The 25,497-nt window shown below is 55.0% G+C and carries 17 protein-coding genes; 6 read left to right on the top strand and 11 right to left on the bottom strand.

Translation table 11 applies throughout. The features are described 5' to 3' along the window. Nucleotides 1-152 precede the first annotated feature (152 nt). From ACZ51B_RS15140 to ACZ51B_RS15110, 7 genes are all read right to left on the bottom strand, one after another. The gene (locus ACZ51B_RS15140) at nucleotides 153-1,265 is read right to left on the bottom strand and encodes a VWA domain-containing protein (RefSeq protein WP_464294175.1); all 1,113 of its coding nucleotides are present in this window, start codon (nucleotides 1,263-1,265) and stop codon (nucleotides 153-155) included. Next, the gene (locus ACZ51B_RS15135; protein ID WP_464294174.1) at nucleotides 1,262-3,511 is read right to left on the bottom strand and encodes a DUF5682 family protein; all 2,250 of its coding nucleotides are present in this window, start codon (nucleotides 3,509-3,511) and stop codon (nucleotides 1,262-1,264) included. Before ACZ51B_RS15135 ends, ACZ51B_RS15140 begins: the two co-directional genes overlap by 4 nt. After that, nucleotides 3,493-4,572, bottom strand: a complete 1,080-nt coding sequence (locus tag ACZ51B_RS15130; RefSeq protein WP_464294173.1) for an ATP-binding protein — start codon at nucleotides 4,570-4,572, stop codon at nucleotides 3,493-3,495. Before ACZ51B_RS15130 ends, ACZ51B_RS15135 begins: the two co-directional genes overlap by 19 nt. Before the next feature lie 10 nt (nucleotides 4,573-4,582). After that, the gene (locus ACZ51B_RS15125) at nucleotides 4,583-6,010 is read right to left on the bottom strand and encodes a DUF5691 domain-containing protein (RefSeq protein WP_464294172.1); all 1,428 of its coding nucleotides are present in this window, start codon (nucleotides 6,008-6,010) and stop codon (nucleotides 4,583-4,585) included. Then, nucleotides 6,007-7,296, bottom strand: a complete 1,290-nt coding sequence (locus tag ACZ51B_RS15120) for an SWIM zinc finger family protein (RefSeq protein ID WP_464294171.1) — start codon at nucleotides 7,294-7,296, stop codon at nucleotides 6,007-6,009. Before ACZ51B_RS15120 ends, ACZ51B_RS15125 begins: the two co-directional genes overlap by 4 nt. A gap of 109 nt (nucleotides 7,297-7,405) precedes the next feature. After that, on the bottom strand, nucleotides 7,406-10,969 hold the full coding sequence (locus ACZ51B_RS15115) for a family 43 glycosylhydrolase (protein ID WP_464294170.1): 3,564 nt from the start codon (nucleotides 10,967-10,969) through the stop codon (nucleotides 7,406-7,408). A gap of 453 nt (nucleotides 10,970-11,422) precedes the next feature. Then, the gene (locus ACZ51B_RS15110; protein WP_464294169.1) at nucleotides 11,423-11,824 is read right to left on the bottom strand and encodes a VOC family protein; all 402 of its coding nucleotides are present in this window, start codon (nucleotides 11,822-11,824) and stop codon (nucleotides 11,423-11,425) included. A 411-nt stretch (nucleotides 11,825-12,235) separates the two neighbouring features. Here ACZ51B_RS15110 and ACZ51B_RS15105 point away from each other — a divergent pair, with 411 nt between their 5' ends. Beyond that, entirely contained in the window at nucleotides 12,236-12,373 is a 138-nt protein-coding gene (locus ACZ51B_RS15105; RefSeq protein ID WP_464294168.1) for a hypothetical protein, read from the top strand. A gap of 198 nt (nucleotides 12,374-12,571) precedes the next feature. Here the strand turns inward: ACZ51B_RS15105 and ACZ51B_RS15100 are convergent, their stop codons facing one another. Next, the gene (locus ACZ51B_RS15100; protein ID WP_464294167.1) at nucleotides 12,572-13,660 is read right to left on the bottom strand and encodes an FAD-dependent oxidoreductase; all 1,089 of its coding nucleotides are present in this window, start codon (nucleotides 13,658-13,660) and stop codon (nucleotides 12,572-12,574) included. Nucleotides 13,661-13,686: 26 nt separating this feature from the next. On the opposite strand from ACZ51B_RS15100, the gene ACZ51B_RS15095 reads away from it, so the two are divergent. Beyond that, nucleotides 13,687-14,145, top strand: coding sequence for a MarR family winged helix-turn-helix transcriptional regulator (locus ACZ51B_RS15095; protein WP_464294166.1), 459 nt, complete (start codon nucleotides 13,687-13,689; stop codon nucleotides 14,143-14,145). A gap of 129 nt (nucleotides 14,146-14,274) precedes the next feature. Here ACZ51B_RS15095 and ACZ51B_RS15090 read toward each other — a convergent pair whose 3' ends face one another. After that, entirely contained in the window at nucleotides 14,275-15,588 is a 1,314-nt protein-coding gene (locus ACZ51B_RS15090) for a helix-turn-helix domain-containing protein (RefSeq protein ID WP_464294165.1), read from the bottom strand. Nucleotides 15,589-15,891: 303 nt separating this feature from the next. Here ACZ51B_RS15090 and ACZ51B_RS15085 point away from each other — a divergent pair, with 303 nt between their 5' ends. From ACZ51B_RS15085 to nadB, 4 genes are all read left to right on the top strand, one after another. Beyond that, nucleotides 15,892-16,782 carry a prepilin-type N-terminal cleavage/methylation domain-containing protein gene (locus ACZ51B_RS15085; protein ID WP_464294164.1) on the top strand — a complete coding sequence of 297 codons (891 nt, stop codon included), beginning with the start codon at nucleotides 15,892-15,894 and terminating at the stop codon, nucleotides 16,780-16,782. A gap of 164 nt (nucleotides 16,783-16,946) precedes the next feature. Then, nucleotides 16,947-17,747, top strand: a complete 801-nt coding sequence (locus tag ACZ51B_RS15080) for a stalk domain-containing protein (protein WP_464294163.1) — start codon at nucleotides 16,947-16,949, stop codon at nucleotides 17,745-17,747. A gap of 110 nt (nucleotides 17,748-17,857) precedes the next feature. Beyond that, entirely contained in the window at nucleotides 17,858-20,089 is a 2,232-nt protein-coding gene (locus ACZ51B_RS15075) for a DUF5060 domain-containing protein (RefSeq protein ID WP_464294162.1), read from the top strand. Continuing rightward, on the top strand, nucleotides 20,089-21,645 hold the full coding sequence (gene nadB / locus ACZ51B_RS15070; protein ID WP_464294161.1) for an L-aspartate oxidase: 1,557 nt from the start codon (nucleotides 20,089-20,091) through the stop codon (nucleotides 21,643-21,645). The genes ACZ51B_RS15075 and nadB overlap by 1 nt, the downstream gene beginning before the upstream one ends. Here the strand turns inward: nadB and ACZ51B_RS15065 are convergent. Next, complete coding sequence (locus tag ACZ51B_RS15065; RefSeq protein ID WP_464294160.1) at nucleotides 21,575-23,380, bottom strand: hypothetical protein; 1,806 nt, start codon at nucleotides 23,378-23,380, stop codon at nucleotides 21,575-21,577. The genes nadB and ACZ51B_RS15065 overlap by 71 nt on opposite strands. Then, complete coding sequence (locus ACZ51B_RS15060) at nucleotides 23,367-25,436, bottom strand: hypothetical protein (RefSeq protein WP_464294159.1); 2,070 nt, start codon at nucleotides 25,434-25,436, stop codon at nucleotides 23,367-23,369. The genes ACZ51B_RS15065 and ACZ51B_RS15060 overlap by 14 nt, the downstream gene beginning before the upstream one ends. Between the last annotated feature and the right edge of the window lie 61 nt (nucleotides 25,437-25,497).

Genomic DNA, 25,497 nt, shown 5'->3' with positions numbered 1-25,497 from the left:
GGGTGACGGTGTCTCTTAGTCCATAGAGGAGAACACCCTGCTACCATTAACAGGAGAGACTCTGTTCAAAACAACCTACCACAAAGTCGGCCCGAGGTCTCGATATTGTGGCTATTGCATTTAGCGCCTAATAACGCTGGAACGAGTTCCTATTAGGCAAATCCCGACAGGTCTTGCTGCCGTATTGCGAGGCTCATCAGTTCGGGAAAGCGGTCGGGGGTACAGGCGAAGGCGGGAATGTCTATGCTTTGTAGGTGCGCTGCAACTTCATGGTTATAGAATGGCTTGCCGTCGTCGCTGAGAGTTAAGAGTACGATGAAAGTGACACCAGCAGCTTTTAACTCGGCGGCCTTCTTAAGGGTTTGCTGGATGTTGCCACCGTCGTAAAGGTCGCTGATCAGCACTAAGATTGTGTCCCTTGGACTGCCTACAAGTGACTGACAGTAGGTGAGCGCTGGCTCGATGTCGGTGCCTCCACCCAGTTGGGTTGAGAACAACAGCTCCACGGGGTCCTGAAGCACGTGGGTAAGGTCCACCACGGACGTATCGAAGAGAACGATGCTTGTTTTAACGGCCTTGATGGACCCCAACACCGCTCCAAAAATGCCCGAATACACCACGGAAGTCGCCATGGACCCGCTCTGATCGATGCAGAGAATGATGTCCTTGAGCGCCTGACCCTTTCGACCGTAACCGATGCGAATCTCGGGGATGATGGTCTTATATTCGGGCTGGTAGCTCTTCAGATTGGCTCGGATCGTGCGGTTCCAGTCCATCTCGTTCAGCCTCGGACGGCGGTTGCGTACCGACCTCGCTAGGCTTCCAGTTACGGCCTGACGTAGGGCTGCTCCGAGCCTTTTCTCCAGATCCTCCACAACTTTTCTCACGACTTGTCTGGCTGTGTCGCGGGTTTTTGCTGGGATTGCTCCGCTCAATGTGAGGAGCGTCGCCACCAAGTGGACATCGGGTTGCACGGCGCTTAAGCTCTCGGGTTCTAGAAGCATCTGGTGGAGGCCCAAGCGATCGAGCGCGTCCTTTTGCAGAACCTGGACAATGGATTGTGGGAAGTACTCGCGGATGTCGCCAAGCCAGCGAGTTACGTTGGGTGAGGATGGTCCAAGGCCGCCCTTGCGATCTGAGTCGTAGAGCGCATCCAGGCTCCGGTCCATGTTGGCTTGCCGGTCACGGAGTTGGATGCCAGTTCCATCTGCCTGCTCGCCACCCAGCACCAGACGCCATCGTGTTGCTCTTTCCTGCTCGTTCATAAAACTGGCTCCAACCCGAGAATTTTCCGCACTATCGGAATGACCAACTGTGCGCGTTCTTCGTTGATGCTGCTTACCCTGTGTGAGTGAGTTGATTGAGCACCGACGATGTATTGCCCTATCTGCCTGCGGACGGCTTTCTCAAACAGTGCGAAGGTGCGACGCGTGAGGGGGAGTGTCTTTTCAAAGTCTTCCTCGCTTAGACCGCAGAGCCATTCGTCCATGATTTTCAGCAGCTCTTTTTCGTGAAGGATGATGGCCCCTGAACCGTGAAGGAAGCCCTCTATGTAGCTAGCGGCTTCTATGGCCGAGGTCCCAGGTGACGAGACTTGTCCTAATCTGAGGGCGGCTTCTTTTGAATCGATCTCGCGGAAATCGAACAGCAGCCGTACGGCCTTTCCGGTAACCACCATGTTGCCGTTCAACAGGTCTGCCATTCTCACAAGAACGTCCACCCAATCCTTGGTCATCTGGGGTTGATCGATGGTCCGGACCACGTGGGTGACCTCATCGAGTTGGGTTACTACTTGTGAGGCTGCGTCTTCGCTGATTCCCATGCCAGCGGCAGGTAGACCGATACAGATTCTTGCAAAGACCGACCACATGAGAGGTTCCACGAGTGAGCTGTCTACACGTCGCACGGAACCGTACCGAGTGATGTTCGCTAGTGCGGGAAGCGCTGCAATGAGATCTGCGACGTCATGGGCGACTGCTGAGACATCCTGCAAACGCTGGACCACTGGGTCTACTGCCTGTGGTAGCTCGGCAAGCAGTACTTCTTGGATGAGGGCAGTGAGCACCGGGAGGGATTTCGCGCTTGCGGCGGAGTCGATGGCCTTCGCTGTGGCGGCGTCTTCCACCGTATTGCCCCACATGCTGGCTTCGATAATGGGAATCACTAGCTCGGGTTGCCACTGGACGGTCCAATACTCGTGGAACGTTCCTTTCTTGGGTCCCGTTTGTTCCTTTGATCCCCAGGGGATGTCCAACAGTTGGAGCCGATGCAGGAGATGACTTCGGCTCAAATCCGTTTCGTTGCGGAGGTCCAGGTCTAGTTGCTTCTGGGAAGCTTCTGGCTTCAGTCGCAGTCTCTTTTGCTGAGCAGCGATGTCGGCGTGAAGCGGGATCAAGGGGGTTTCGTCGGGAATCGCCCCTAGTTTTTGACCGACAATCAATGCGTCTTTAATGAGCTGCATCGGGACGCTGTTGCCTTGGCACAAGACGGAGTAAGCAGATTCGCCAAGCTCTTGGAGGCCCGGTGTGTGGTAGTTGCGAACTGCGGCTAAAGCCTCGGCCAATCTCACTGCTTCGATCACGCTTGCGGGCGAGGCATCGAGGTCTTCCTCTCGCAGTAGCCAGGCGGCGCGTAGCATCCAGGTGGACGTGACTTTCTCGCTCGGTGTGTTCCAGAGGAGTTCGTAGTAGGCGGGCGAATCGATGCCTGCGCCATAGCCGGACCAGGAACTCATTCGTTGGTTGGTCCACGGAACCCAAGTCACGGCCGTCTTCACCTTGGGAATTCCGCGAAGAATCGCCTTATCTTTCGACTCTGGGCCAAGTTTGCTGAGAGCCGGGGCGTGCCAGGCACCGCATACGACGGCGATGCGCTTCTTGCCTTCCGCGAGGGCGGCTCGGATCCCTTGCCTCATGGTGGCTTCTCGCCACTGCTCGTACTGCTGACGCGGGACTGGAATCAGATCTCCTTCGTAGGGTTCTTCTGGATCAAGATCCTTTTGAGCGTCTTCAGATTCTCTCAAAGCGGCCATTAACTCGTGGATCGCCTCAAACAGATCGGATGCGTCCTGACGGTGTTCGACCATGCTGTCCCACCAGAGCTCGCCGTCTTCCATTCCCGAGGCAAGGGCAATGCTTGCCATGGGGTCACGGCCCCTTGCTCCCACTGGATGAACGGCTAAGATGTGGCTTGCCGCGAGGTCGATAAATCGGACCGGCAGATCGTTCTCTAAGCCATAGCGAATGGCTTGAAACTCGGGCGAGAACTCTGTGTAAGGATAGTAGGCAGCCTGACGAGGCTTGTCAACCGCGTAGGCGAGCAACGCCACGGGTGGAACAAGCTTCGGATGGGCAACCAACGAAAGCATATCGTTTGCTTCCGACGGACCCTCGATGAGAACGGCGTCCGGCTGAAACTCCCGCAGTGCTTTAAGGAGGCTTCTGGCGGAACCCGGTCCATGGTGGCGGATGCCGAAGACCTTATGAGTGGCGTCTACAGCTCCTGTTTGCATGCTTGGTAAAGCTCTTTCCAGTCGTCACGCTCTTTCATGACCGTCTCCAGGTACTCCTTCCAAACAAGAGTGTCCTGGGTTGGATCTTTGATGACTGCGCCTGTTAATCCAGCGGCCAGATCGGAGGCTCTTAACCTGCCGTTGCCAAAGTGGCCGGCCATGGCTTGACCGTTGTTCAACACCGAGATGGCTTCGGCGGTGCTGAGGGTTCCCGATGGAGATTTGAGCTTTGTCCTGTTATCTGCGGTGACGCCATCTCTTAGTTCGCGGAAGATCGTGACTAGGCGCCGAACGTCTTCCATCGCGGGTGGCTCGGCGGGGAGTTCTAAAGCTCTGCCAATGCTTGCAGCGCGAGACTGAACAATTTCGGCTTCCTCTTCAATCGTGTCGGGCAGTGGGAGTACCACGGTGTTAAATCGTCTGCGAAGGGCGCTGGACAAGTCGTTGATGCCTCGGTCTCGATCGTTTGCGGTGGCGATGATGTTGAAGCCTTTGGTGGCTTGCACCTCTTCGGAAAGCTCGGGAATCGGGAGCGTTTTTTCCGAAAGGAGGGTTATCATCGCATCCTGAACATCGGAAGGCATTCGTGTTAGCTCTTCGACGCGTGCGATCTTGCCGTCTCGCATGGCGTGCATCACGGGTGAAGGAACGAGAGCGGCCTGAGAGGGTCCTTCGCTCAGCAGACGGGCGTAGTTCCAGCCGTAGCGCAGAGCCTCTTCACCCGTTCCGGCTGTGCCTTGGACTAGAAGCGTGGAGTCTCCAGAGATGGCAGCACTGAGATGCTCCGAGAGCCAAGTCTTAGCCGTTCCAGGGACGCCGATCAGCAGGAGTGCGCGGTCTGTTGCGAGGGTGGCCGTTGCGACCTCCACCACGTTCTTGCGCCCCACATACTTGGGAGTCACCTTAAACCCATTGGAGAGTTCGCCACCCAAAATGTAGGTGACCACCGCCCATGGGGAGAGCCGCCAGTTGGGCGGTCGCTGTTTGTTATCGACTTTCGACAGCTCTTCTAGCTCGTGTTGGAACTGTTGTTCGGCGTGTTGTCTTAGAACGTTACTCATGGGTGGGTGCCTACTGGATAGACTGGTGCAGTTCGGTGCGGATTCTCATCACGTGAGCCCAATGAATCCAAATCTCGGGCCAGCGTTCGTGTTCGATCTTCGCTCCATCGATCTGAGGAAAAACCGACGGATGGAAGTGTAGGGGAAATCGTCGAAGGTATTGCCCTTCATACAGAAACTTGGACTGCGTGCGCAGGTACTTCTCAAGAACGTGCCACACAGCCAACGATGCGCGAGGGGACCAGGCTCTGCCAAGGTCGCAAAGGGCGTGGAGACTCTCCAGCGGGTTTGGCAACCTGCTTGCAGACTGCACTAGTTCCAACATCACATGCTCGAAACGCGCTTCTGAGAGTAGCTGGACTAACTGTGTTCGCTCGAAGCTATGTTTGATGGCTAGAGCCTCGGCCCAGTCGGCATCCTTGTATTTGAGCGTCGCAATGGTGAGCGCTTTGGTGAGCACATCCTTCTCCGCGACCGAAGCAATCGCGTCGAGCATAGGGGTGGGTTCCAGGCGAAGTTCGCGATTCCAATTGCTCGGCGGTACAGCAGATACCAACTCCTCTAACAGGAGCTGTCCGTAGCCTTTCACCTTTTTCGGGTCGTAATCACCAAACCCATCCCGCACCAACTCGGGAGTGCTGCGCGGTAGTTCGATCACCATCTTGGACCGAAGGAGCGAGCGCTGGTAGGTAACACAGGGCCGAGCGGCTTCCCATGCATGCTTCACCAGCCGACTTCCGGGAATCAGTTGCAGCATTTTCGCCGCCTGCAGCCTCACATCCTTATTGGGATCCGATAAGGCGGCTTCCAAGAAAGGCTCGTCCTCAACCGTTATGTCGAGACGCATTTCTTGAAGGATCCGGACCTTCAATCGAATGGCAAACTCAGACCAGCGCTCTGTTAAGAACTGACGCGACTCTTTGTGTCCGATACGTTGCAAAGCTACAAACTCGTCAAAGGTTCCGATTACCTTGGGTTGCTGCTCAAACACATAGAACCACGCATCGTTTTTCTCAGCGACCCAGAGTCCGCGAACTCCAAGTACCGCGCGGACCAGTTCTCTCAATTTGCTCGACTTGGAACCTAGGTCGAGCAGCAGGGTCAGCACGGCAGGCGGCGCGACCAAGTCGTTTCTTTGAGCGAGTTCAAGCCACTCTTCAATGGCGGGGCTTAGGTTGTTCTCAAAAGCCTCCTTCAGGGGTTGTACTGCCTTCAGGCAAATGGGCTTGGACTCTTTGGGGCACTCTTCCACGGGCTTTGGACCGCTGGTGAGGGGTTCGAATCCTGCGCACTGCATGAGTTCCGAGAGGCCAAGACTTGCCAACAGCTGCTTTTCTTGATTGCCTTCGCCGTAGCCTGCCAGCGACGGATCGAGGTTAATGGGGACCTTCTTGGTTCCGACGGCTGCCTGAGTTGCCAACTGCTTCCACGTGCTCATAGCCCCATGAACCCCCACGAACCCCAAGCTGACCGAGGGCGAAGGGCATGACCGTCCCATTCGCCAAAGATGCAGCACGGCTCAGCACCGGATACCGCTAGAAGCTCCAACTCAAGCTTAAAACCTGGCCATATGGGGACGGACAGACCCTCTTCATCTGTGATGAACCAACTGGAATCGATCCGCGAAAGCCTAGCAGGTGATATCAACATGGGATAAACCGCAAGCCATGGATTCTTCGCAAGGGTCGTTGCGTAGGACGATATCGATTGGCTGATCGTTTGAGCCTTTTTGAAGCTGAAGGGAGCGCCCACTTGCTCTTCCAGCGCTACGCGTAGAGGCGTGGGGCTTTGGAAAAAGCGCGCGGCCGAGTACATTGCGGTTCCGGGGGAGAGCAGGTAGCTGAAGGACTGATTTCCGACGGAGAAATCCAGGTGCATGGCCCATTTGCCACACCCTTCGCCATAAAGCCACGATCGGCGGATCTTGAGCTTATCATCCACCTCATTCGCCACTGCAACCACCTGCCAGAGGTCGGGAAAGTACTCCGCTCCGAGCTGGTCTTCTTGCTTGAGGTTGAACCCAATCTGCGTTCGCACCTCGGCTTGTAAATCGGCGTCGAGTGTGTCGATTCTTCGGAACGCCTCGATGAGTAGATACAGACGTCCGACTCTCGCGGAAACGGTCTCCACCCAGGTTGGGCCAACTCCGATCAGGTCGGCAATGTCTAAGAGTCTTCTGGCGACACCGGGTGCTTGTGCGTCGACCATACGAGCTGCCATCTGCTTCCAGGCGCGATCAGAAGTGTTGGCTAGCAGACCTTGTCGAACGCTGTCCATGAGGAACGATTCGCACTCTTCGAACCCTTGAAGTACGTTCTCGCTGCGTTTGGCAGACCGTTTTGCTTTGGCTTCCGGGTCGGGAGCGGCCTCGGTCTTTTTGACTTGGGCAGCCTCTGCCTTTCCGGCTCTTTTGTCGAGCCATTCAGTGACCCACGGGGGTGCATCCCCATTGCTGAGTTCGCCTTTTGCGAACTGGATGAAGAGGCCTAGGCTGTGTTTGCACGGGAACTTCCGGCTGGGGCACGTACACTTGAAAGCGGGCTCTGCGAGGTCGATGCTGGTTTGGTAGGGCTTGGCTCCGCTTCCTTTAGCTTCTCCCCAGGCAGCGCGGGAATCGCATCCGGAAGAGGCCCATTTGACGGGATTGGAGAGGTCTTTGCCTGCAGACGCCGAGCTTGCATCCGGAGCAAGCGCAAGTACTTGCTCGACCGTCCACTGAGGCATAGCGGGAGTATGACACTCCGAAGTTAAGGATCGAATTCTCAGGTCCTAAAGTCTCTCAAAAATCCGATGTGAGATGGCCTCTAAAGCTGCCATCTCACATCCAAGGCGATCAGTCTTTGCTTGCCAGTGGCTTCGCTCCGGAGCTGATCAGGAGCTTGATCTCGGAACCGCTTAGCGCTCTACCGTAGAACCGGAAGTCGTCCAGGCCGCCATCAAAGTATCGGCTTCCGCCGCCCCATGAGCCGAGGCGAAGACCGTCGCTCAACGAGATCGAGTTTGCCAGGGCGTACTTAAAGTCGGCGAGGAGTTCACCGTCTACATAGATCTTGGCTGAACGGGTTTTAGCGTCGTAAGTGAGCGCGATGTGCCGCCAAACATTCGGCGAATGAACGTCGAATGCGGGGCGAGTTCGGAAGTCGACTGGGGTGTTGCCACTGACGGACAGAAGCAGTCCGCCATCTTGGTGAACCGAAAGGTGCAGCTTTCGATTCGGCTCGAACTGATCCGTGTGGAAGATCGCCTGCCAATCGCGGAACACGTGGGGGCTGACCCAACCGGCGATGGTGATCGCACGGTGAGTTCCCATATTCGGGAGTGTGACATCGCCGCTGGTGCCATCGAGTACCACGCCACCGCCTACCTTGCCTGCTTGCCAAGAAGCGCCTTTGACGGTTGCCGTCAGCCCAGACTCAGAGTCATCAGTCGCCACGGTTCCTTGCTTCTCATCGAATTTGAAGTGAGCCAGAAGACCGTCTTCCAAGGGCGGTATCGCTGGCAGTAGGCGTCGGACGCTTCGTGCATGCAGGTCGGTGCCAGACATCACACCCAGTACTTCGACTGTGTTCCCGACACCGATGATGCGGGCCAACGCTTCTCCCTCGATCTGAACGACGAGTTGGTCGCCGTGCTCGTCAGAGAGGGTCATCGCCTTCCGGTCTTGCGCCACCGACTTGACGACCGCTTTGATGAGGATAGGCGTGCCAGACATTTGCTTGGTCTTGGCGTCGTTGATCGAACCAACATTATTTGGAGCGAGAACGGGTGCGGACTCAGTCTCGGGGGTGTCGGTGAGTTCGATGTAGGGCGTTCCGGATGCATCTTTTTGGAGAGTGCCTCGAAGCGTTACTCCCCAATCTTCTCGCGCAGAATCGCCGCGACCTTTCACCAAAATCGTCTGCATCTTGCCGGTCGAATCGGCTACGTAGAACCAGTTCGTGGTCCGTACGTCGTTCTCATCGCGGGGAGCAAAAGTGACTGAGAGTCCACGCAGATCCACGGCGGAGCCAACCGGCAGTTGGAGCACGTCGCTTACTTCCGCGAGGTGGGGCGCTGTCGCAAGGGACTTCAGCTCAGCATCTTCAAGGGAGTTTCGGAACAGCTTCAGTGAGTCGATCTTTCCGGCGAGATGTTCCGTTCCGGCGGACCCGATCCGCACGCCGGAGGTCAGCGTTAAAGGACCTGCTACGGTGTACTCCTGCCACGCGCCGAGCTTGCCGTCGATGGAGAACCGGACCCGCTTTTGCTTCTCGTCGTACGAAAACGCTAGGTAATGCCACCGCCCGATCAGGTTAGGCTGGTCGCCAAGGTCCGAGGTGATCAGCTCTGGACTGTTGCCCTTTACGTACAACTGGAACTGGCCACTATTGCGGAGTGAAAGCCGCACCGAGCCATCTGCGGAGCTCAACACACCAGCGTGGTCAAGTTCATCAAACTTCACCCACATTCCCATGGATAAGGTGGATCTCGACCCAAGACCTGGGATCGAAACGTACCCTTTCAGACCATCCAGAACAAGACCGTCGCCGAACAGACCGGTTACGCGAGATGGGTTGTTCTTTACATCGCCGTCGCTTGCCAACAGGCCATCCTGCTGAGAGCCCGAATGGTCGATCACTCGGCTGTCGCGCTTTTCGTTGAAGTCATAATCCACGAGCACGGAACGGTCTGGAGTTTTGACGTTGACCACCACCACTCCGGCAGCTTTGCCCTTCTGGTTCTGCCCAGACAGTTCCAGTTCATACCTTCCAGCGGCCGAGAAAGTGGCAACGGTGTCTGCTTCGTTCGCATCTGTAAAGGAGACTGTGCCGGGCCCACTTCGCTTGATCCAACGGGCTTGGGTGGGGAGCCCGCCGTTTTGGACAACACCCTCCAACTGCACGCGTGGGGCATCGACGTAACAGCTCTTCTCTTTGGGTACCTGTACAACTGGTGCTACCAGTGGCTTGGGGACGCCGTCATACAACTTCACGTTCCAGATCCCAATCTCCTTGATGGGCATTTCTGGAGCATCATCGCCAACGATTGTGACTTTAAAGTATCGAGCTGTTTTAGCTGTCTGGACAGAATCCACAGCTGGCTTCCATTCGGATGGTGCCGTGCGATCCACAAACGTGTCCCAGTGCTGCCCATCCATTGAGGACTCCACCTTGTACCGGTAGCCCAGCTGCGGATGCTGGAAATCGGTTTCCACACGCTTGACGCTGCGAGGCTTGCCAAGATCGATCTGTAGCCACTGAGGATATTGAGCGGTTTTTGCTTTCCACAGAGTGCCGTTGTTCGCATCTGCTGCCTGTTCAGGACCAAAATCTGGACCCATGCTGCTTGAGGCGGTGGCCGTCACATGGGAGGAAGGGTCCACGACCCAGTTCGTATCTCGAACGGTGGAGGGGGCTAGATATCCGATGCCATGTTCGCTCGGCGTCATCGGAAGGATCGTCCCCTTGGGTCCAAATTTCATGAAGTCTGCGCAAACCTGACGGTGGCTGCCATCCACGTGGTGCGGATTGTCGTGGCGATGATAGACCATGATGTCGAGGTCCTTCTCTTTGAGCATCGAGTGGTGCCCTGGTCCGTCCACGCTGTTGTCCGTATTGGTCGCCAAAATCGGGTTGTTCTCACCGTATGTCCAAGGCCCTAGGGGAGAAGTACTCGTGCTGTACTTAACCTGATAGGTAGAGTTGCCGCAGAACATGTCGGAGTACATGAGATAGTAAAGCCCATCGCGCTTCAGCATGTACGGAGCTTCCATGCACCCCTTAATCAAACCGTTTGGAGTCTTGTTGTTATCTCGTTTGAAGTACTGAATAGGCTCGGAGGTCCAGCTGATCAAGTCCTTGTTGAGGCGCATGATGGTGGGGGTCCACCACGTGCCGTACATGAGATATCCCTGCCCGTCATCGTCAATGAATACTTCGCCATCCAGCGTGATCGTGCCTTTGGGAACTTGGTTGTCGACGAGCGGTCGATCTCCTAGTGGGTTTTTCCAAGGTCCTAAAGGTGAATCTGAAACACCAACCCAGATCTGGCAGGGCACCTGCGTGTACATGTAGTACTTACCGTTGGCATACACCACAGATGGAGCCCACTTTTCTCGTGTTGTCGGCCAGTTGGAGAGATGAGGGGTCCAGTTGACGAAATCCTTGCTCGTCCAAGTGCACGCTCTCCCTTCACCAATCCCCCATCCATCTGGTGTCGCATAAAGGTAATAGGTATCGCCAAACTTGCGGATACATGGGTCTGCAAAGTATCCGGGAATCAGTGGATTCCCGTTAGTTCGGTTCAACTTGCTGTCAGCGACTGCACACGTAGCCAGCAGGCACAAAACGCCGGTCACAGCGAGACGTCTCAGATGCTTCATTTCAGAAGGAGCACGGTGGCAGATATGAGATTTCACGATACTTTTTTTCATAACGGATGGGTTCAATGTGCTTCGTTGCTAGAACCTATTCTAGTGCACATGTCAATTACTAAGACTCAGTGTATTCATCTAACGCAAACCCTACGCATGAGTACTCTATGCGCAGGTTTCTCGCAAGTTTTTAACAGATGGAGCTCTGTTACCTGTAAATAACATGAACTCATTCAAAAGACGTTTCAATATTGAACGATTGTTCGATTTGAAATGGAAATAGTCGTTAAAATGTTGAGACTATTTCATAAACATCGGCCCGTCGAGCACGATGAAATGTCTAGTTTGAAAGCGAATTATCTATCAAACTAGGGCAGTCAACGATAAGGATGTTGAATGCATCATAGTCGAAACTGTCCCTTCTGTAGAGGCTACACCGCGTCTTTCTTTAGGTGATTTTCAACCACCGGATTCGCTATGTTGCTTAAGCTCACCCAATCAGGCTGTGTACTGCAACTTCCAGGTAATGCCAAACGCGTCGGTCACGATCGCATAGCGATCTGCCCACATGGTCTGCTGGGCAGCCATATCAACGCTGCCAGACCGTGCGAGACCGTCTGCCGCCGCATCCAGATCCTCGGGAGAATTAAAGTGAACCAACAAAGCGAAGCCTCCAAACGAACCTCTTTCCATCTTCGGGTCGTCACACAGGTTAAGGAAGGTCTCGCCAATCCGGAGCGTGCTGTGAAATACCATCTCATCTGGTGCCGTGGCCCGAAGTGGCCGAGGAGCGTCTGCGAATCGACTTAGATGCATCACCTCGGCACCAAGACTTGCGCAATAGAGTTGAATAGCCTGCTCGCAGCAGCCCTCAAAGAACAGATATGTTTGCACGTTCATCAAGTCCATGCTACACGGGTTACAACCAAATGCAGCACACACTCTGAAAGCCCGTTTTCTTGCTTCTCAGTGCTCTATGGCTCTTAGTCGGTCTGGTAGACGGCCGGCTCCGTGACACCCTCACAAGGATTCTGGTGGACTACCCTGAATCCTTGATCGCCACCAGCAAACTCTACGCCACGAACTACACCGCACCTCTGGTTAGACCGTTCCAGGGGATCAGCTGATGGCTACCTGGGTCATGTGCAACGCCTTGATTTTCCTACTGGCGAACAAACGACCTATCCAAATAAATCCTGGGCTGGCTCGATCCATTCAATTAGCTTCACTGGTTTCCTTCGGAGCACAGTTTTTTGGCACCGCCGTATTCGGCTACCTCTTCTTAATCACGCAATCAAGAAGGACTCACCCATGAAGCGACCAGACCCCGCTCTTATCCTGCTGCTCATGGCGCTCGCAGTAGTCACCGTTTTCGACACCCTCCTCGCCTTAGGCAATGGCACTCGGATTCCGGCGACGCTCCCGCTGTGCTTCCTCCTCACTGCCTAAATCCTCGGTACGAGGTTCCCGGAACCGCGCACAACTGCATTTCAGAGCATCCTCATCCTGCTAACCATCCTAACATTGGCCAGGGAACTCCTCTTCTACTTTGGAAAATAGCGTCGAGCCAAGTCGGGCTTAGAAGCCGGAGACCTCAACAACTTCCTAAGGCCCCCTGCCCTGGGAACGCCCGTTGCCAGCGACGCACTATTTGAATCTCGTGCTGAAGAGCTCGACATAGGACTCCAATCCTCCTGGGGCGAGGAAAAGGTCGAGGGATTCCTTTGCGGATCTGGCAGGTTCTTCGCTGGTGGCGTACATCTGCTGTTCGTACATCGCAATGGCAGATGCCATGTCAGGTTCCTGCCTGATTGCCATTGCCAGTGCGTGACCATCGGTGAGGGCGAGGTTCACGCCTTCTCCCGCGAACGGCGACATCAGGTGGGCCGCATCGCCGAGGAGCGTCACGGTGGGCTTGCTTTGCCAAGATGTACCAACCGGAAGCGCGTATAGAGGGCGGACGGTCCAGCTATCGCATTCGTCGATCAGCGTAGAGAAGTCGGGGTGCCAGTCCTTAATTTTTGACTTTAATATCCGCCGGTCCAGAGCGGCGACGTCGAGCTTGTGGGAAGTCTGAACCACAAGACTCAGTTCGGCACTGTCGTCTTGGTGTCGGTGACCGACCAAGGCAACTGTCTCATTGGGACAAAACAGCATCCCGTTCCCAACGATCCGATCCGTGATGGGGCACTTGACGGAGAGTTCAGAGAAGTGCAATTCAATAAAGGTCACGCCCGTGTACGCGGGAACCACCGGCGTGAGGAGCGGCCGAACCTTGGACCATGCGCCATCGGCCCCCACTAGGAGTGTGGCTTCGATGGTTGCGCCGTTAACGCAATGCACCTGGTGGCCGGATTCGCCCACGGAGATCGAGGCGACTTTGTGGTCCCACTTGATGATGTCCGGCGGTAGGGAGTCGAGGAGGATCTGCCGGAGAACACTGCGTTCAACCTCTGGACGAGTCCCGTTCCCAGGCACGTCCAGTAGGATCTTCGCATTTCGGCTAACGATCCTCACCGCGTCTCCGTCGCGAAATGCCGCTGCCTGAACCTGATCAGAGAGTCCAGCGGCGCAGATCGCATTCATCCCCGATCCGTCGTTGATGTTGAGAAGACCTCCCTGCCAACGAGCAGTGGGGGTGGGGTCCGCTTCCAGAATCTGGCAAGGGATGTTGTCGAGAGTGAGCATTCGGGCGAGCATTAGCCCACCGGGGCCTGCTCCAATAATCGCAATCATAGGTGCCTATATAAATATTATATAGGATGCGATATATTCTTAGCATCGGTTTTTCTATGGATATTTTTGATCCGACCATGTTTGCGACCTATTGGGTGAACCACACCTCGCGGGTCCTTATGCGGAGAATGGAAGTGGTTCTCAAACCGTTCGGCTTTGGAGTGGCACAACTCCCGATCCTTCGCGTACTGTTCGACTCTCCCAAGACGCAAAAGGAGTTGCTTGAACTGATTCCCATGACCCAGCCAAGCATGACGGAGCTGTTGGGACGAATGGAGCGCGACGGAATTGTGCGGCGCGAAATGCACCCTACAGACCGGCGCTCGTTTGTCTTTCAACTTACGGAGGAGTGCTGTGAACGCTTGCCCGAGTTGAACCGGGTGATGTTGGAGGAGCATCATCGCATCATCAAGGGGATACCGACGGCGCATTTGGAGCAGCTGAAATTGACACTTGAGACTATCAGAGAACGTGCAGAACTGTAGGTTTGCCGCACGGATCCTCAGTTGTCAGTGATCTCGGGGGACCGCTCATTCTAACTGGATTGTCCCGTAGAGCGTCCGAGTTTTCCTATCCGCCCTCTATTTAGGTCGGTGCAGGTTGGCAGGCCTCTCCTATCCCATGCCTTGTCCTCTCGTGGACGAAAGGAAAGGTGGCGGACTGGAGGGTTGGAGGGCTTGGAGGGATTTGGTTAGTTCGGCTTCGAAGTGCCAGAGGCCTTTGCCGTGGACTTGGGAGTGGGCTTTTAGTAGGGTGGCTTGGGCTAGGTTGATTTGTTTTTCTTTGACGGCGATTTCTGAGGTTACGCAGGCACGGCATACGTTTAGGTAGTGGTCCGTGGTGGGGGTGGTGGGCATTAGGGTGTGGGCGCGGTCGAATTTGCCTTCTTTGAGCGCGATGGAGGATTCGGAGAGGTCACAGCAGAGGGCGTGTGTGGTGGGGTCTTCCCCGCTTTGTTTGTTGCGGCTTTGGTTGAGGGTGGTTACGGCTTGGGTGGGGTTTCCGCACTGAAGGTAAAGGCCGGAGAGTTCTCTTTGGACGAAGGCTTCACTGGGTTGGCCTTCTAGGATCTCTAGGGTTGAGGCTAGGTTGTGGCCCAATTTTTTGGGTTCGACTTTGAGGACTTCTTGGTTGTAGATGCCTGAGCAACGGTAGATTCTTCCCCAAACCGGAAGGGAGCGGTATTTGTTGACCTCTGAGATGTGGGGTTGGATGCAGCGGTGGGCTTCTTCGATTCTCCACCACCACATGAGCCATTCGGCGTAGGCAGCTCGGGTGACGATGAGCAGTTCTTTGGCTGCTTCGCTCCGGAGGGCTTTGGGCCAGAGGGCGGACTGCATGAGGATGAATTGGAGGTCGATGAGGTGGTATTCACCGAAGGCGATTCGGGAGCGGAGGTCTTGGACTTTTTGCTCGATGGCGTCTAGGGAGTCGAATTCGGTTTTTAGGACCGTGTTGACTGATTCGAGCGCTTGGATCTCTTCTGGGGTTGCGCCTAGGGCTGAGGTGATGTCGAGGAACTTGTCTAGCGGCAGGGATCGTTCGCCGTTTTCCCATCGGCTGACGGTGGCTGTTCTGACTAGGCAGAGTTCGGCGACGCGTTGTTGGGAGAGGTTTTGTCTTAGGCGGAGTGCTCGTAGGAAGGTGCCGTGAACTTCGGTGATGGCTGTGGAGTCTTTGAGTGCTTTTTTGGCCTGGGTTGAGTTGAGTTTGGATAGGAGCTCGACTCGATCTTCGGGTGTGGTGTTGAGGGCAGCGAGGAGGCGGTCCAGTTCTGGGACGCTGGGGGTGCATGCGTCTGCTTCCCATCTGCTGAGCGTGGAGCGTCCGACGCCGGATTGGTCGGCCATTTGGCGTATGGAGATGCCCCGTTTGTTTCGGAGCAGTTTGATGCTCGTGCCCAACCCAGAATCGTTGGCAAGGTTCATTTGCGCTTTGTGTCCTTCACTTCAGGTTTTTGAGCATGCTTCCTTGCTGACGATTCCACTCCGTTATGGTGCTGTTTTGAGGTTCGGTTTGGGCCGAATCACTCCTAGAATAGCCCTCTGTTTTTAAGGTTCTGTTTACACACAACCTTGTTTATCAGATATTTGAGAAATCTGTAAGATGTGTCAGGGGTTTGTTTCGCGGAATTGCGGTGCTGGGTCTTTTGGACTGTCCCATATTCTGGTAACGAGTCGTTGCTTAACAGTCCGTTGCAAGACAATGGTGAGTGGCAGGTGTCCCTTTCCATGAATCATATTCGCAAGGCATTTACGCTCATTGAGCTTCTCGTCGTGATCGCCATCATCGCGATTTTGGCTGCAATTCTGTTCCCTGTTTTTGCTCAGGCAAAGACTGCTGCGAAGAAGAGCGCTTCTGTTTCCAACGCTAAGCAGCAGGGTCTGGCTCACTTCATGTACATGGGTGACAATGACGACGTGTACGTGAGCTCTTGGGCTCGCGGTTTTCCTGGCGACGCATCGTTCTGGGTTCAGCCCTACATGAAGAATCTTGCCATCGTTATGGAGCCAAACAAGACTGTTTCGGCTGCATCTTTGGCGACCGTTTGTAAGAGCGGTGACGCTTATGGCGACTATGAGATGTGGGCTGGCGGTCGAGACAACCCGACTGGTGAGACCTATGTTTGGGGCTTTGGTATCAACAAGGGTGCTGGCTGGATGGACGGTACGGGTATCCAGAATGCTGGATTTACTCCTTCCAACAAGGGCCAGGTTATTCAGGGCAGTCTGAACGGTAAGACGGTTGATGTTACTGTGTGGTCTGTACACCAGGGTCGTGGAGCTAGCTCGGTCGTTAACGTGGCTGATACGTTCTTCATGGCTAACTCGGGCGAGTTGCCTCGAATGAGCATGCAGTTGGAAGCGATGTCTCCTCCTAACACTCCAGGTGCGACGAACTCACCTTGTTTCAATGCTGCTCACGCAGGAATTCCTTACGCTGGCGGAAACACCTATCTGTTCTGCGACGGTCACGTGAAGTGGGAGACTTACATCAAGACCCCAACTAAGGCAGGAAGCCCAGGCGGTGGCTTGCCACAGGTTTCGAAGAATCCTTGCCGGTACAACGCGGATCACGACCCAAGCGAGAACTTCCAGGGTTGCCAGAACGGCTGGAACTAAGTTCGTTCTTTCATATGTATGGCCCGGTGGTTGAAGGCTTTCCACCGGGTTCATGCCTAGGACCTCCAAAACAATATTCTCGGTTCGTTCGTCCAAGTTGTAACGACGGCAGACAGATGTTCTTACATACTTGAGTGAGTTCATTGAACGGAGTCGATATGAATATGAAAACAGTAGCTTTTTGGAGAAACACTCTTCTTGTATCTGGTTTGGCTTGTGTATTGACTTCACAGGCTTCCGCTCAGGATGATCGCCATTGGAATGATCGCGACCGTTCGAGTGTCTATTACGACGGCCAGAGAGTTTCTTTCAGCGGGGACGAGGCTATTTATATGCGCGGCGGCACTGCGATGTTGCCTTTCCGAGCGATGGGTTCTCGCATCGGTGGCACCACGGACCGTACGGCGGATGGCAAGCGAATCTATTTGCGCTGGCGCAATAACGAGGTTCAGTACGACAAGGGGCATCGAAACTATCGCATCAACCAGCGCCTTGTTGGGATGAGTTTGTCCTCCGAGGAGCGACATGGGGTGCTGTTTGTGCCTATGGAGCTTTTCAGGGCTGTCACTAATGGCCGAGTGAGCGACGGTCGCGGTGGCGGCTGGGATAACGGAAACAGCGGTCAATGGAACAACGGCGGACCTCGCATTGTGTATCGCGACCGTGAAGTGACTTTTGCTCGCGACGAGGCTCCTTTTAAGTCGAATGCGGTTGTGGTTGTGCCTGCTCGCAAGATGGCTGATGTGATTGGCGCTCGGTTTGAGCGATCCGATGATGGTCGTTATATTTCGATTACTTTGCGTGGCGATCGTGTTGAAGTTGAGCGTCACCGAAACTACTATCGATTTAATGGCCAGCGACGCCAGATTCTTGGGCCGGCTTATGTGGACCGAAATGGTGTGTTGTTCATTCCCTTCGATGCGTTCAAGGCTCTTGCTGGTCGCGACCTTCACGAGCGACGCTAAGAGATTGTTGAGTGCCGACTTTGATATGTCGGCACTTGCCCCTTTGGGTATTTGCATAAATTCGAAACCTTTGCTTTGTGGGACGGGTACAAAGACATTGAGCTACCACTATGATTTTCCCGTTGGTTGCCTGGTCTTTTCAGAAGCAGATTGTTACCCCTTATGCGCATAGTGCGCCCCTTTCCCTTTCTTCGGTGAAGCTCCTTTCTGGGGGCCGTACGAATGAGCCTATTGAGTTCCGGGTGGACGCTGATGGGACCTATTCGAATCCTTTTGACTCCTCTGACGTTCGGTTGGACTGTAAGCTGACCTTCCCATCTGGAAAGTCGCTGGAGATTCCTGGCTTTTTGTATCAGGGTTACAAGCGTAAGAGTGACGGGAAGGCTGAGAGCGTTGAACGAGTGGGTGATCCTGAGTGGAGGCTGCGCGTTTGTCCGACTGAGGTTGGCGAGTACAAGCTGAGAGTGAGTTTCAAGGATAAGTCTGGAAGTAAGACGCTTGATACGACTTTTCAGGCTGTTCAGGGTTCGGCTCCTGGTTTTGTTCGTTTGAGTCCTAAGGATCGGCGTTACTTTGCGTTTGACAACGGGAGCAGTTACTATCCGATTGGGTCCAACGTGTGCTGGGCTGGGGCTAACGGGACTTACGACTACGATAAGTGGTTGGGGGCGTTTGGGAAGCAGAAGGCGAATTTTGCCCGGCTTTGGCTATCGCCTGACTATGTGACTTTTGCGATGGAGCGGACCGGGTCGGCTGCTGAAGGCAAGGGCATGGGGCAGTTCGATCTGGCTAACTTGTGGAAGCTGGATTACGTTTTTGGGTTGGCTGAGAAGAACGGCATTTACCTTCAGCTTTGCCTTGAGTCATATAACATTTTACGAGAGAAGGACGCTTACCCTTACTGGGACAAGACGCCTCACAACTCCGACAACGGGGGGCCGTTGCGGATATGGACGGACTATTGGTCAAAGCCTGAGATGCTCAAGTTGTATGAGGATCGGCTGCGGTACTTGGTGGCTCGGTATGGGGCTAACTCCCATTTACTAGCTTGGGAGTTTTGGAACGAGGTTGATCTAACGGGGGATTACTCGCCTACGACGGTGCGCGATTGGCATCAGTTGATGAGTAAGAGTTTGAAGAAGCTGGACGTGTACGACCACATGATGACGACCAGTCTCTCGGACAGCATGGGCGACCGGACGATTGACTTGGTGGAGGAGTTGGACTTCATCCAGACCCACCATTATGGGAGTGCCGATCCTGGTGCGCAGGTGGCTTTACAGCAGTCTCGAAAGGCTGGGTGGGGCAAGGCTCACTTCTTTGGAGAGGTTGGGGCGGATGCTAGTGGACCACGGGCTGAGGATGATCCGGAAGGGTTGCAGATTCACGATCCGATTTGGATGAGCTTTGCGACGGGTGCGAGCGGATCGGCTATGCCTTGGTGGTGGGACAGTTTGACTGAGCCTAAGAATCTGTATCGGCTGTTTGGGGCCGCAGCGGATTTTGCTCAGGGCATTGACTGGGCGGCTGAGGAGTTCCGGCAGGCGGATGCCACTCTTGCTTCCGTTGATGCGAAGCCGAAGCCGCGATTTAAGGACATCGTGTTTGATCGGGGGCCGGTGAGTTGGAATAAGGGTCCGGGGATGCAACCTCAGGTTGTGACTGTTGCGGATGGACGATATGAAGGCGACTATCCGGCTGGGATTTTGCATGGCCTTACCAATCATCCTGAGTTGCACAACCCGGTTGCTTTTAAGTTGAACCTGGCTAGAAGCAGTGCGCTTGAGGTTGAGGTGGATGAGGTCTCGGGATATGGCGGGGCTGGGCTGACCATTAAGGTAGACGGCCGGCAGGTTGCCTCTAAGGAGTTTCCTAGTCCGGCTTCTAATAGTGAGCACAAGGTGCTGAAGATTGGGACCAAGTACAGCGTGACGATTCCGAAAGGTCGTCATACGGTTACTGTGGAGAACCGAGGGACGGACTGGCTGACGCTGAGTTACCGGTTTAAGGGTGTGGTTTCTACTTATAAGCCGCCTGTGCAGGCTTGGGCAATTACTGGAAACAACATCGCGATTGCTTGGTTACGCGTAGAAGGAAGAAACTGGAGAAATATTGCTGTGAAGAAGCGGGTGATTGCCCCTTCCCCGCCGGTGGTGTTTGGGCTTCAGGGAATTGCGTCGGGTGATTGGAAGGTACAGATTTGGGATACGTGGCAGGGCAAAGTTTTGTCCACACAGACGATTCATGTGAAGAACGATGGGAAGATTCGTGTGTTGGTGCCTAGTATTGCGAAGGACGTGGCTTTGCGCCTTGACCGACAAGGAGTCAACAACTCTCAATAATGGAATGTAGTCGATCGGATTTTCTCGTCGTTGGGAGCGGGCTTGCGGGCTTGGCTTACGCTTTGAAGGTGGCTGAGCGGGGCACTGTATGTGTTCTGACTAAGGGCGAAGTTACAGACTCGAATACGAGTTGGGCACAGGGTGGGATTGCGGCGGCCGTTGGTGAGGCGGACTCTTGGAAGCTGCATGAGAAGGACACGCTGATTGCTGGCGCTGGCCTGTGTGACGAGCATGCGGTTCGGTTCCTGGTTCAGAACGCTCAGAAGGCGATTCAGGTTCTTCAGGACATCGGGACCCGGTTTGACCAGGATGGGGACGATCTCGCTCTAGGCCGTGAGGGTGGACACAGTCGTAATCGGATTGTTCACCACGCTGACAAGACGGGTTGGGAAGTGGAGCGTGCGATGGTTGCTGCGGTGAAGGGCCATCCGAACATCACGATTTTCCCTCATGCCTTTGCGACTTCTTTGTTGATGTCTGACGGGGTTTGTGTGGGTGTCAAGGCCAATATTGAGGCTTTGGGCGAACGACACTTCTTGTCGGGCAGCGTGATGCTTGCTACCGGCGGCTGTGGGAAGATGTATCAGCATACGACTAACCCGCGGGTGGCTACTGCTGATGGGATTGCACTTGCTTCTCGTGCTGGGGCGGAGATTGTGGGGATGGAGTTTATGCAGTTCCACCCGACAACGCTGTATCACCCTCAGAAGCGCAGCTTCTTGATAACGGAGGCGGTTCGGGGTGCGGGCGGGACTTTGCGGAACCATCATGGCCGTCGGTTTATGTACGACTACGATGAGCGGTTGGAGTTGGCACCTCGGGACGTGGTGGCTCGTGCGATTGAGGCTGAAATTAAGAAGCACGAGACTTGGTGCGTGTATTTGGACACCACGCACATTCCGAAGGAGCAACTGCTTCACGAGTTCCCCACCATTTATGAAAAGCTGACCACGATTGGTATTGAGATGGAGAAGGATTGGATTCCTGTGGTCCCTGCTCAGCACTATTCTTGTGGCGGCGTTGTGACGGACTTGGCGGGTCGGACGAGCATCCCTGGGCTTTATGCTGCTGGGGAGGTTGCTTCGACTGGGGTGCATGGCGCTAATCGCCTGGCCAGTAACAGTCTTTTGGAAGCGATTATCTTTGCCACTGCCGCTGCTGAGGTGAGTGAGCTTCAGACGCGTGAGCGATTTGACGTGGTGGACGAGGTGAAGTCGATTCCTGAGGCAGCGGCGATTCGTATTCGTCGGGCTATGCAGCATTCGATGACTGAGAATGTGGGCATTGTGCGGAGCTTTGAGGGGTTACGTGCCACTTCGGCGAAGATTGAGTCGTTGTTAGCGGAGTACATGAAGCATCCGGTGGCACCTTATTCCCAGTATTCCCAGGAGACTTACAATCTTTTGATTGCGGCTCGGCACGTGGTGGATGGCGCTTTGTCTCGGCCTAAGAATATTGGGTTGCACTACAACATCGACTTGGATGTTAGCGAGGAGTCTCCGAGTAGCGCGGGGGATCTGCAGACCTCGGCAACGCAGGTTGTGCAGGAACCTTGAGTTTGACTCGGCACAGGCCAAGACTTTCGGGTGTGTAGGCTAGCTCGACGACGGTTCCGATGAGACTGAACTCGAACCTTGGAAGATTGAGAAGGGGTTCGAGTTCAAAACCTTTGGGTAGGACTAGGTTTAGCTGAGACGGCTTGGCTTCCAGGGCCGACCACTCCAACGAGTAGCTGTCTTTTGCGGCGGAGAGGGCTAGTGATGTGTTGGTCTGGACTCTTAGCGGGCTTCCGAGGAGGACCGAGTAGGCGTCGTCTTTCGCCTCAATGGCGGCGAGGGCATAGAAGCCTTGGCGCACGCTATAGAGTGGCTCGATGAGTGTTTCCAGGTGGGAGGGTTCTCCTAGACGTTTGGCTTTGATTTCTGCGCCTTTTTCTGCCGCTAATCCGGCTTGAAGCATTGCTCCTGAAAGCCTGACAGATGGGTCTTGAGAGAGCGCGGCGGCGAGCGCTGTTAGGGAGGCTGACCGGCGCTTGATTGTTGGATCCTTTGCCCAGAGAGTCCAGGTCCAGGGGTCGAAGCGCTGGAGGCTGGAGGTGAGGAGGGCATTTGCTTCTTGGGAGCCACGGCCAAGGAGGAGTGCTTGCTGAAGGAGCGATTCGGCGCTGAGTACATCAAGACCTACTCCGTCGGCATCGAACGGGAGGATCTGCTCTGTGTTGGGTTCTTTTTTGTAGGTGGCTTGGGAGAGGTACTCGGTGACGGTGTCGTCTGCTTGCTTCAGGGTGGCGTTGTCCGCGCGGCTGAGGAGGCATTCGAGGGCGAGTTCGGATACGGATGGAGGATCTATGGGGGATGCTGATCCGATTGGGGTGGTGGTGTAAGGTCCGACTCCTAGTGCCCTTCCAGGTTGAGCCCTGCGTGTTGGGAACCTCATGGAGAGCCTGTTCCCGACTGCGTATTCGACGGGGAGCTTTTCGGTGGTTGCTGCAAGTGCTCGGAAGGGGCTGAGGACGCGCATGGGGTAGCCGCCTAGCTCGGCTAGTCTGGAGGCGGGCGGGACCATGGCTCCTGGGCCGCTGTAGGTCCAGGTGACGGTTATGCCGAGGTCGTCTGGGATCGTTTCCTGTTTGAGGATGGTGGGAGCGGGAGCGGACCAGATGTCGGAGAATTTCTGGGCTCGTTTTGCCAATTTGCCTAGGGAGCTGGCTGTGTTGGCTACTTCGGCTTCTGTGCCGGTTGGGAGCATCACTCGGACCCAGCCTGTGTACTTCTTGCTATCTAGGCTCCAGTTGCCTGCTTTTCCGGTGACCATGAGGCTGGCTTTCTTTCCGGCGAACCCGAGGACAATGGGAGGTTGTGGGCTTTGGAAGGAGAGTAGGCACCACGGGAGGTCTGGAGTGGGGACTCCGTTGGCTACTGTGCCTTGGCTCCAGCTTAGGTAGGGCGCGCCTGCGGTGTGTAGTTTTAGGCTGAAGCCTTTAGGGAAATAGAGGTCTAAGCTGTTGGATAGGAGGCTGTAGCGAATTTTGGCTGGTTGGTTTTCGCCGCCGACTAGTTGGATAGTTTGTTCTAGCGCGGTGGTTTGGACGTTCCGGAAGAGCGAGCTGGGTTTGGCGAAAGTGAATCGGTCTGCGAAGTCGTGCTTCACCTTGAATCCGGTTGAATCGACCTCTAAGCCGGGGAGGTTCCCAAGCTTGTTATATCCAAAGCGCCCGAAGCCTTGAGACTGAGCAGGTGTCAGCACTACTAGGCAGGCCAACACGACGAATGCCGTCTTAGAAGCTCGCACCGAGCAACTGTACCCCGATACGCTTGGTTCGGTATGACCAGGTTAGTCCGACTTCGCGCCAGCCGATTCGGTAGGAGAATGCGTAGGTGTAGTCTAGGTAGGAGCTGCCTACATAGTGATCTAGGGTGTAGAAGTAAGATAGTCTCCATTTGTCGGAGAGATCGTATCTTAGGTCACCGTAGAGGCTTCTCTGCTCTTTGTCGAGCGACTTTGTTGCGAACAGGGAGGAACCGAGCTTGCCTTTGTTGTAGGAGAACTGGGCGTTGAGTTTGTGTTTACCTAGGTAGTTCTCGTTAAAGCCGTCGTGGGTGTAGTTGTAGGTGAAGAGGACCGAGGCGGCATTGCTGAGCCTGCGGGACATGGTGACGGTTGCTGCTACGCCGACTCCCGATGTGACGTTGCTTCCGTAGAGTTTGCTTGCCGTGATGGAGGCGTTGATATTGCTCAACTTATCAAGCGGTAGCGAGTCTGTTTGGAGACGCGTGGTAAGTCCGGCTGCACGCTGGACTTGGGTCGTCATCGATGTTGTTGTTTCACCGTTTGCGTTGGTGACCGTTAGGGGGAATCGGTTTGTGGACTGGCTGGCGGTGAGACCGTAGAACAGTCGCATGGGGAGGCGTCCAATTTTGGTCGGGTCTTTCTCGGCAGTGAATCCAAAGTTGCTGGATTGGTAGTTGATTCCATTGAGGGACTTCGTGAGGCCCGCGTTGAAAGATGTCTGGAAGCCTGTGAACTGACGGCTTACGGATGCACTTCCGAAGATCGATTGCGTTGTGGGCATTTCGATCTGGGCGAACATGTTGGAGCGGTCGTCGAAGCGCAGGTATTGCTTGGCGGCCATCGAGAAGTCTTGGCGGCCGATTCCTCCGATGGTGAGGCCTCCGTCCATGTCGTCGCCTCTGTTCCAGTTGAGTTCGTAGTCGAGGAAGGCTCCACGGCTGGACGAGGAGCCGCGGCCTACTCTCTCTCCGGTTCTAAAGCGGAATAGGCTTGTTAGTCCCGGTTTGAGTGAGAGGTAGTAGGGATAGTTGAGGGAGAGTTGGTTGTCTACTACGGAGACGAACTCACTGGTGACTAGTTCGCTGGTGTTGTAGAGTCCGACCACGAAGAGGGGCATCTTCATGACCTTGTTGTTGCCTACGTAGATTTCTGCGCGTTGGAATTGGACTTCTTTGCGGGGAAAGATGACGGCTTTCTTGGCGGAGACTGAACTGGGAGATCCGCTGAGATCGTCGAACTCGAACAGCGCTTGGTTGGCTGGTGCGGTGAGCGGGATGATGCGATCGTGATCTAGCTCTACGTAACCGAATCGATCTTCGGGTTTTGGAATTTCAAATTTGCCATCCGACACCTCTTTGAGCATGACGATGCCGAGGTCTGAGGGGGCGATCACGTCGGGTCTAAGGGTTTTGAACGTGGTGGTACCGAAGCCGTGTCGTTCGTCGAGTCGGATATTAAGTTCTTCGAAATCGCGCTCGACTTTGCCGATGATGAGGCGGGCTTTTCTGGCTCTGACCGTGTAGGTTGGGATGGAGAGCTGGAGGTCGTCTGCTTTGATTTCTATTTCTCGGTATCTGAGGCTGACTCCTCGGTTGGGGCCGGCGGCGGCGACTGTTTTTGAGTCGTTGGCGTACTGCATGTAGCCAGGGGCTACGAGTTCGATGTACTCGCGCATGGAGGACAGTTCTTCTTTGCTGCCTACGAAGCGGTACTCGAAGATGGTTGGAACGGAGCCTCCACTTTCGACTGTGGCGGTAACTTTTGCTAGGCCCGGAATGCCGCCTGCGACGAGGGTTGCTCTTGCAACGCCTCCGACTGATTTGACGACTGATTCGCGAAAGCTTCCGAGGGTGGTGGAGAACGAAACTGGGGTGCCGTCTGGGAGTAGGCGTCCGTCGGAGTATCTGAGTTCTGCTGATACCGCGATGGTGCTGCGACCGTCTGAGACGCTGGCGGTCGGGAACGCCGAGATTTTCACCAGGGTTTGGTCGGCGTAGGCTTGGCTAAACGCTAGAAGCGCTGCTAATGCAGAGAGAGTTCTGAGTCGGAGAGCCATGGAGGACACACAGAGAGAAATTGAGAGGGGACGAGCTTATGGCTCGTCCCCTGATGGTTGT

It is taken from the genome of Fimbriimonas sp. LA-C6, from assembly GCF_055398105.1.
Note: the sequence above shows the minus strand (reverse complement) of the source record. Positions and strands in the feature narration are given on the sequence as shown.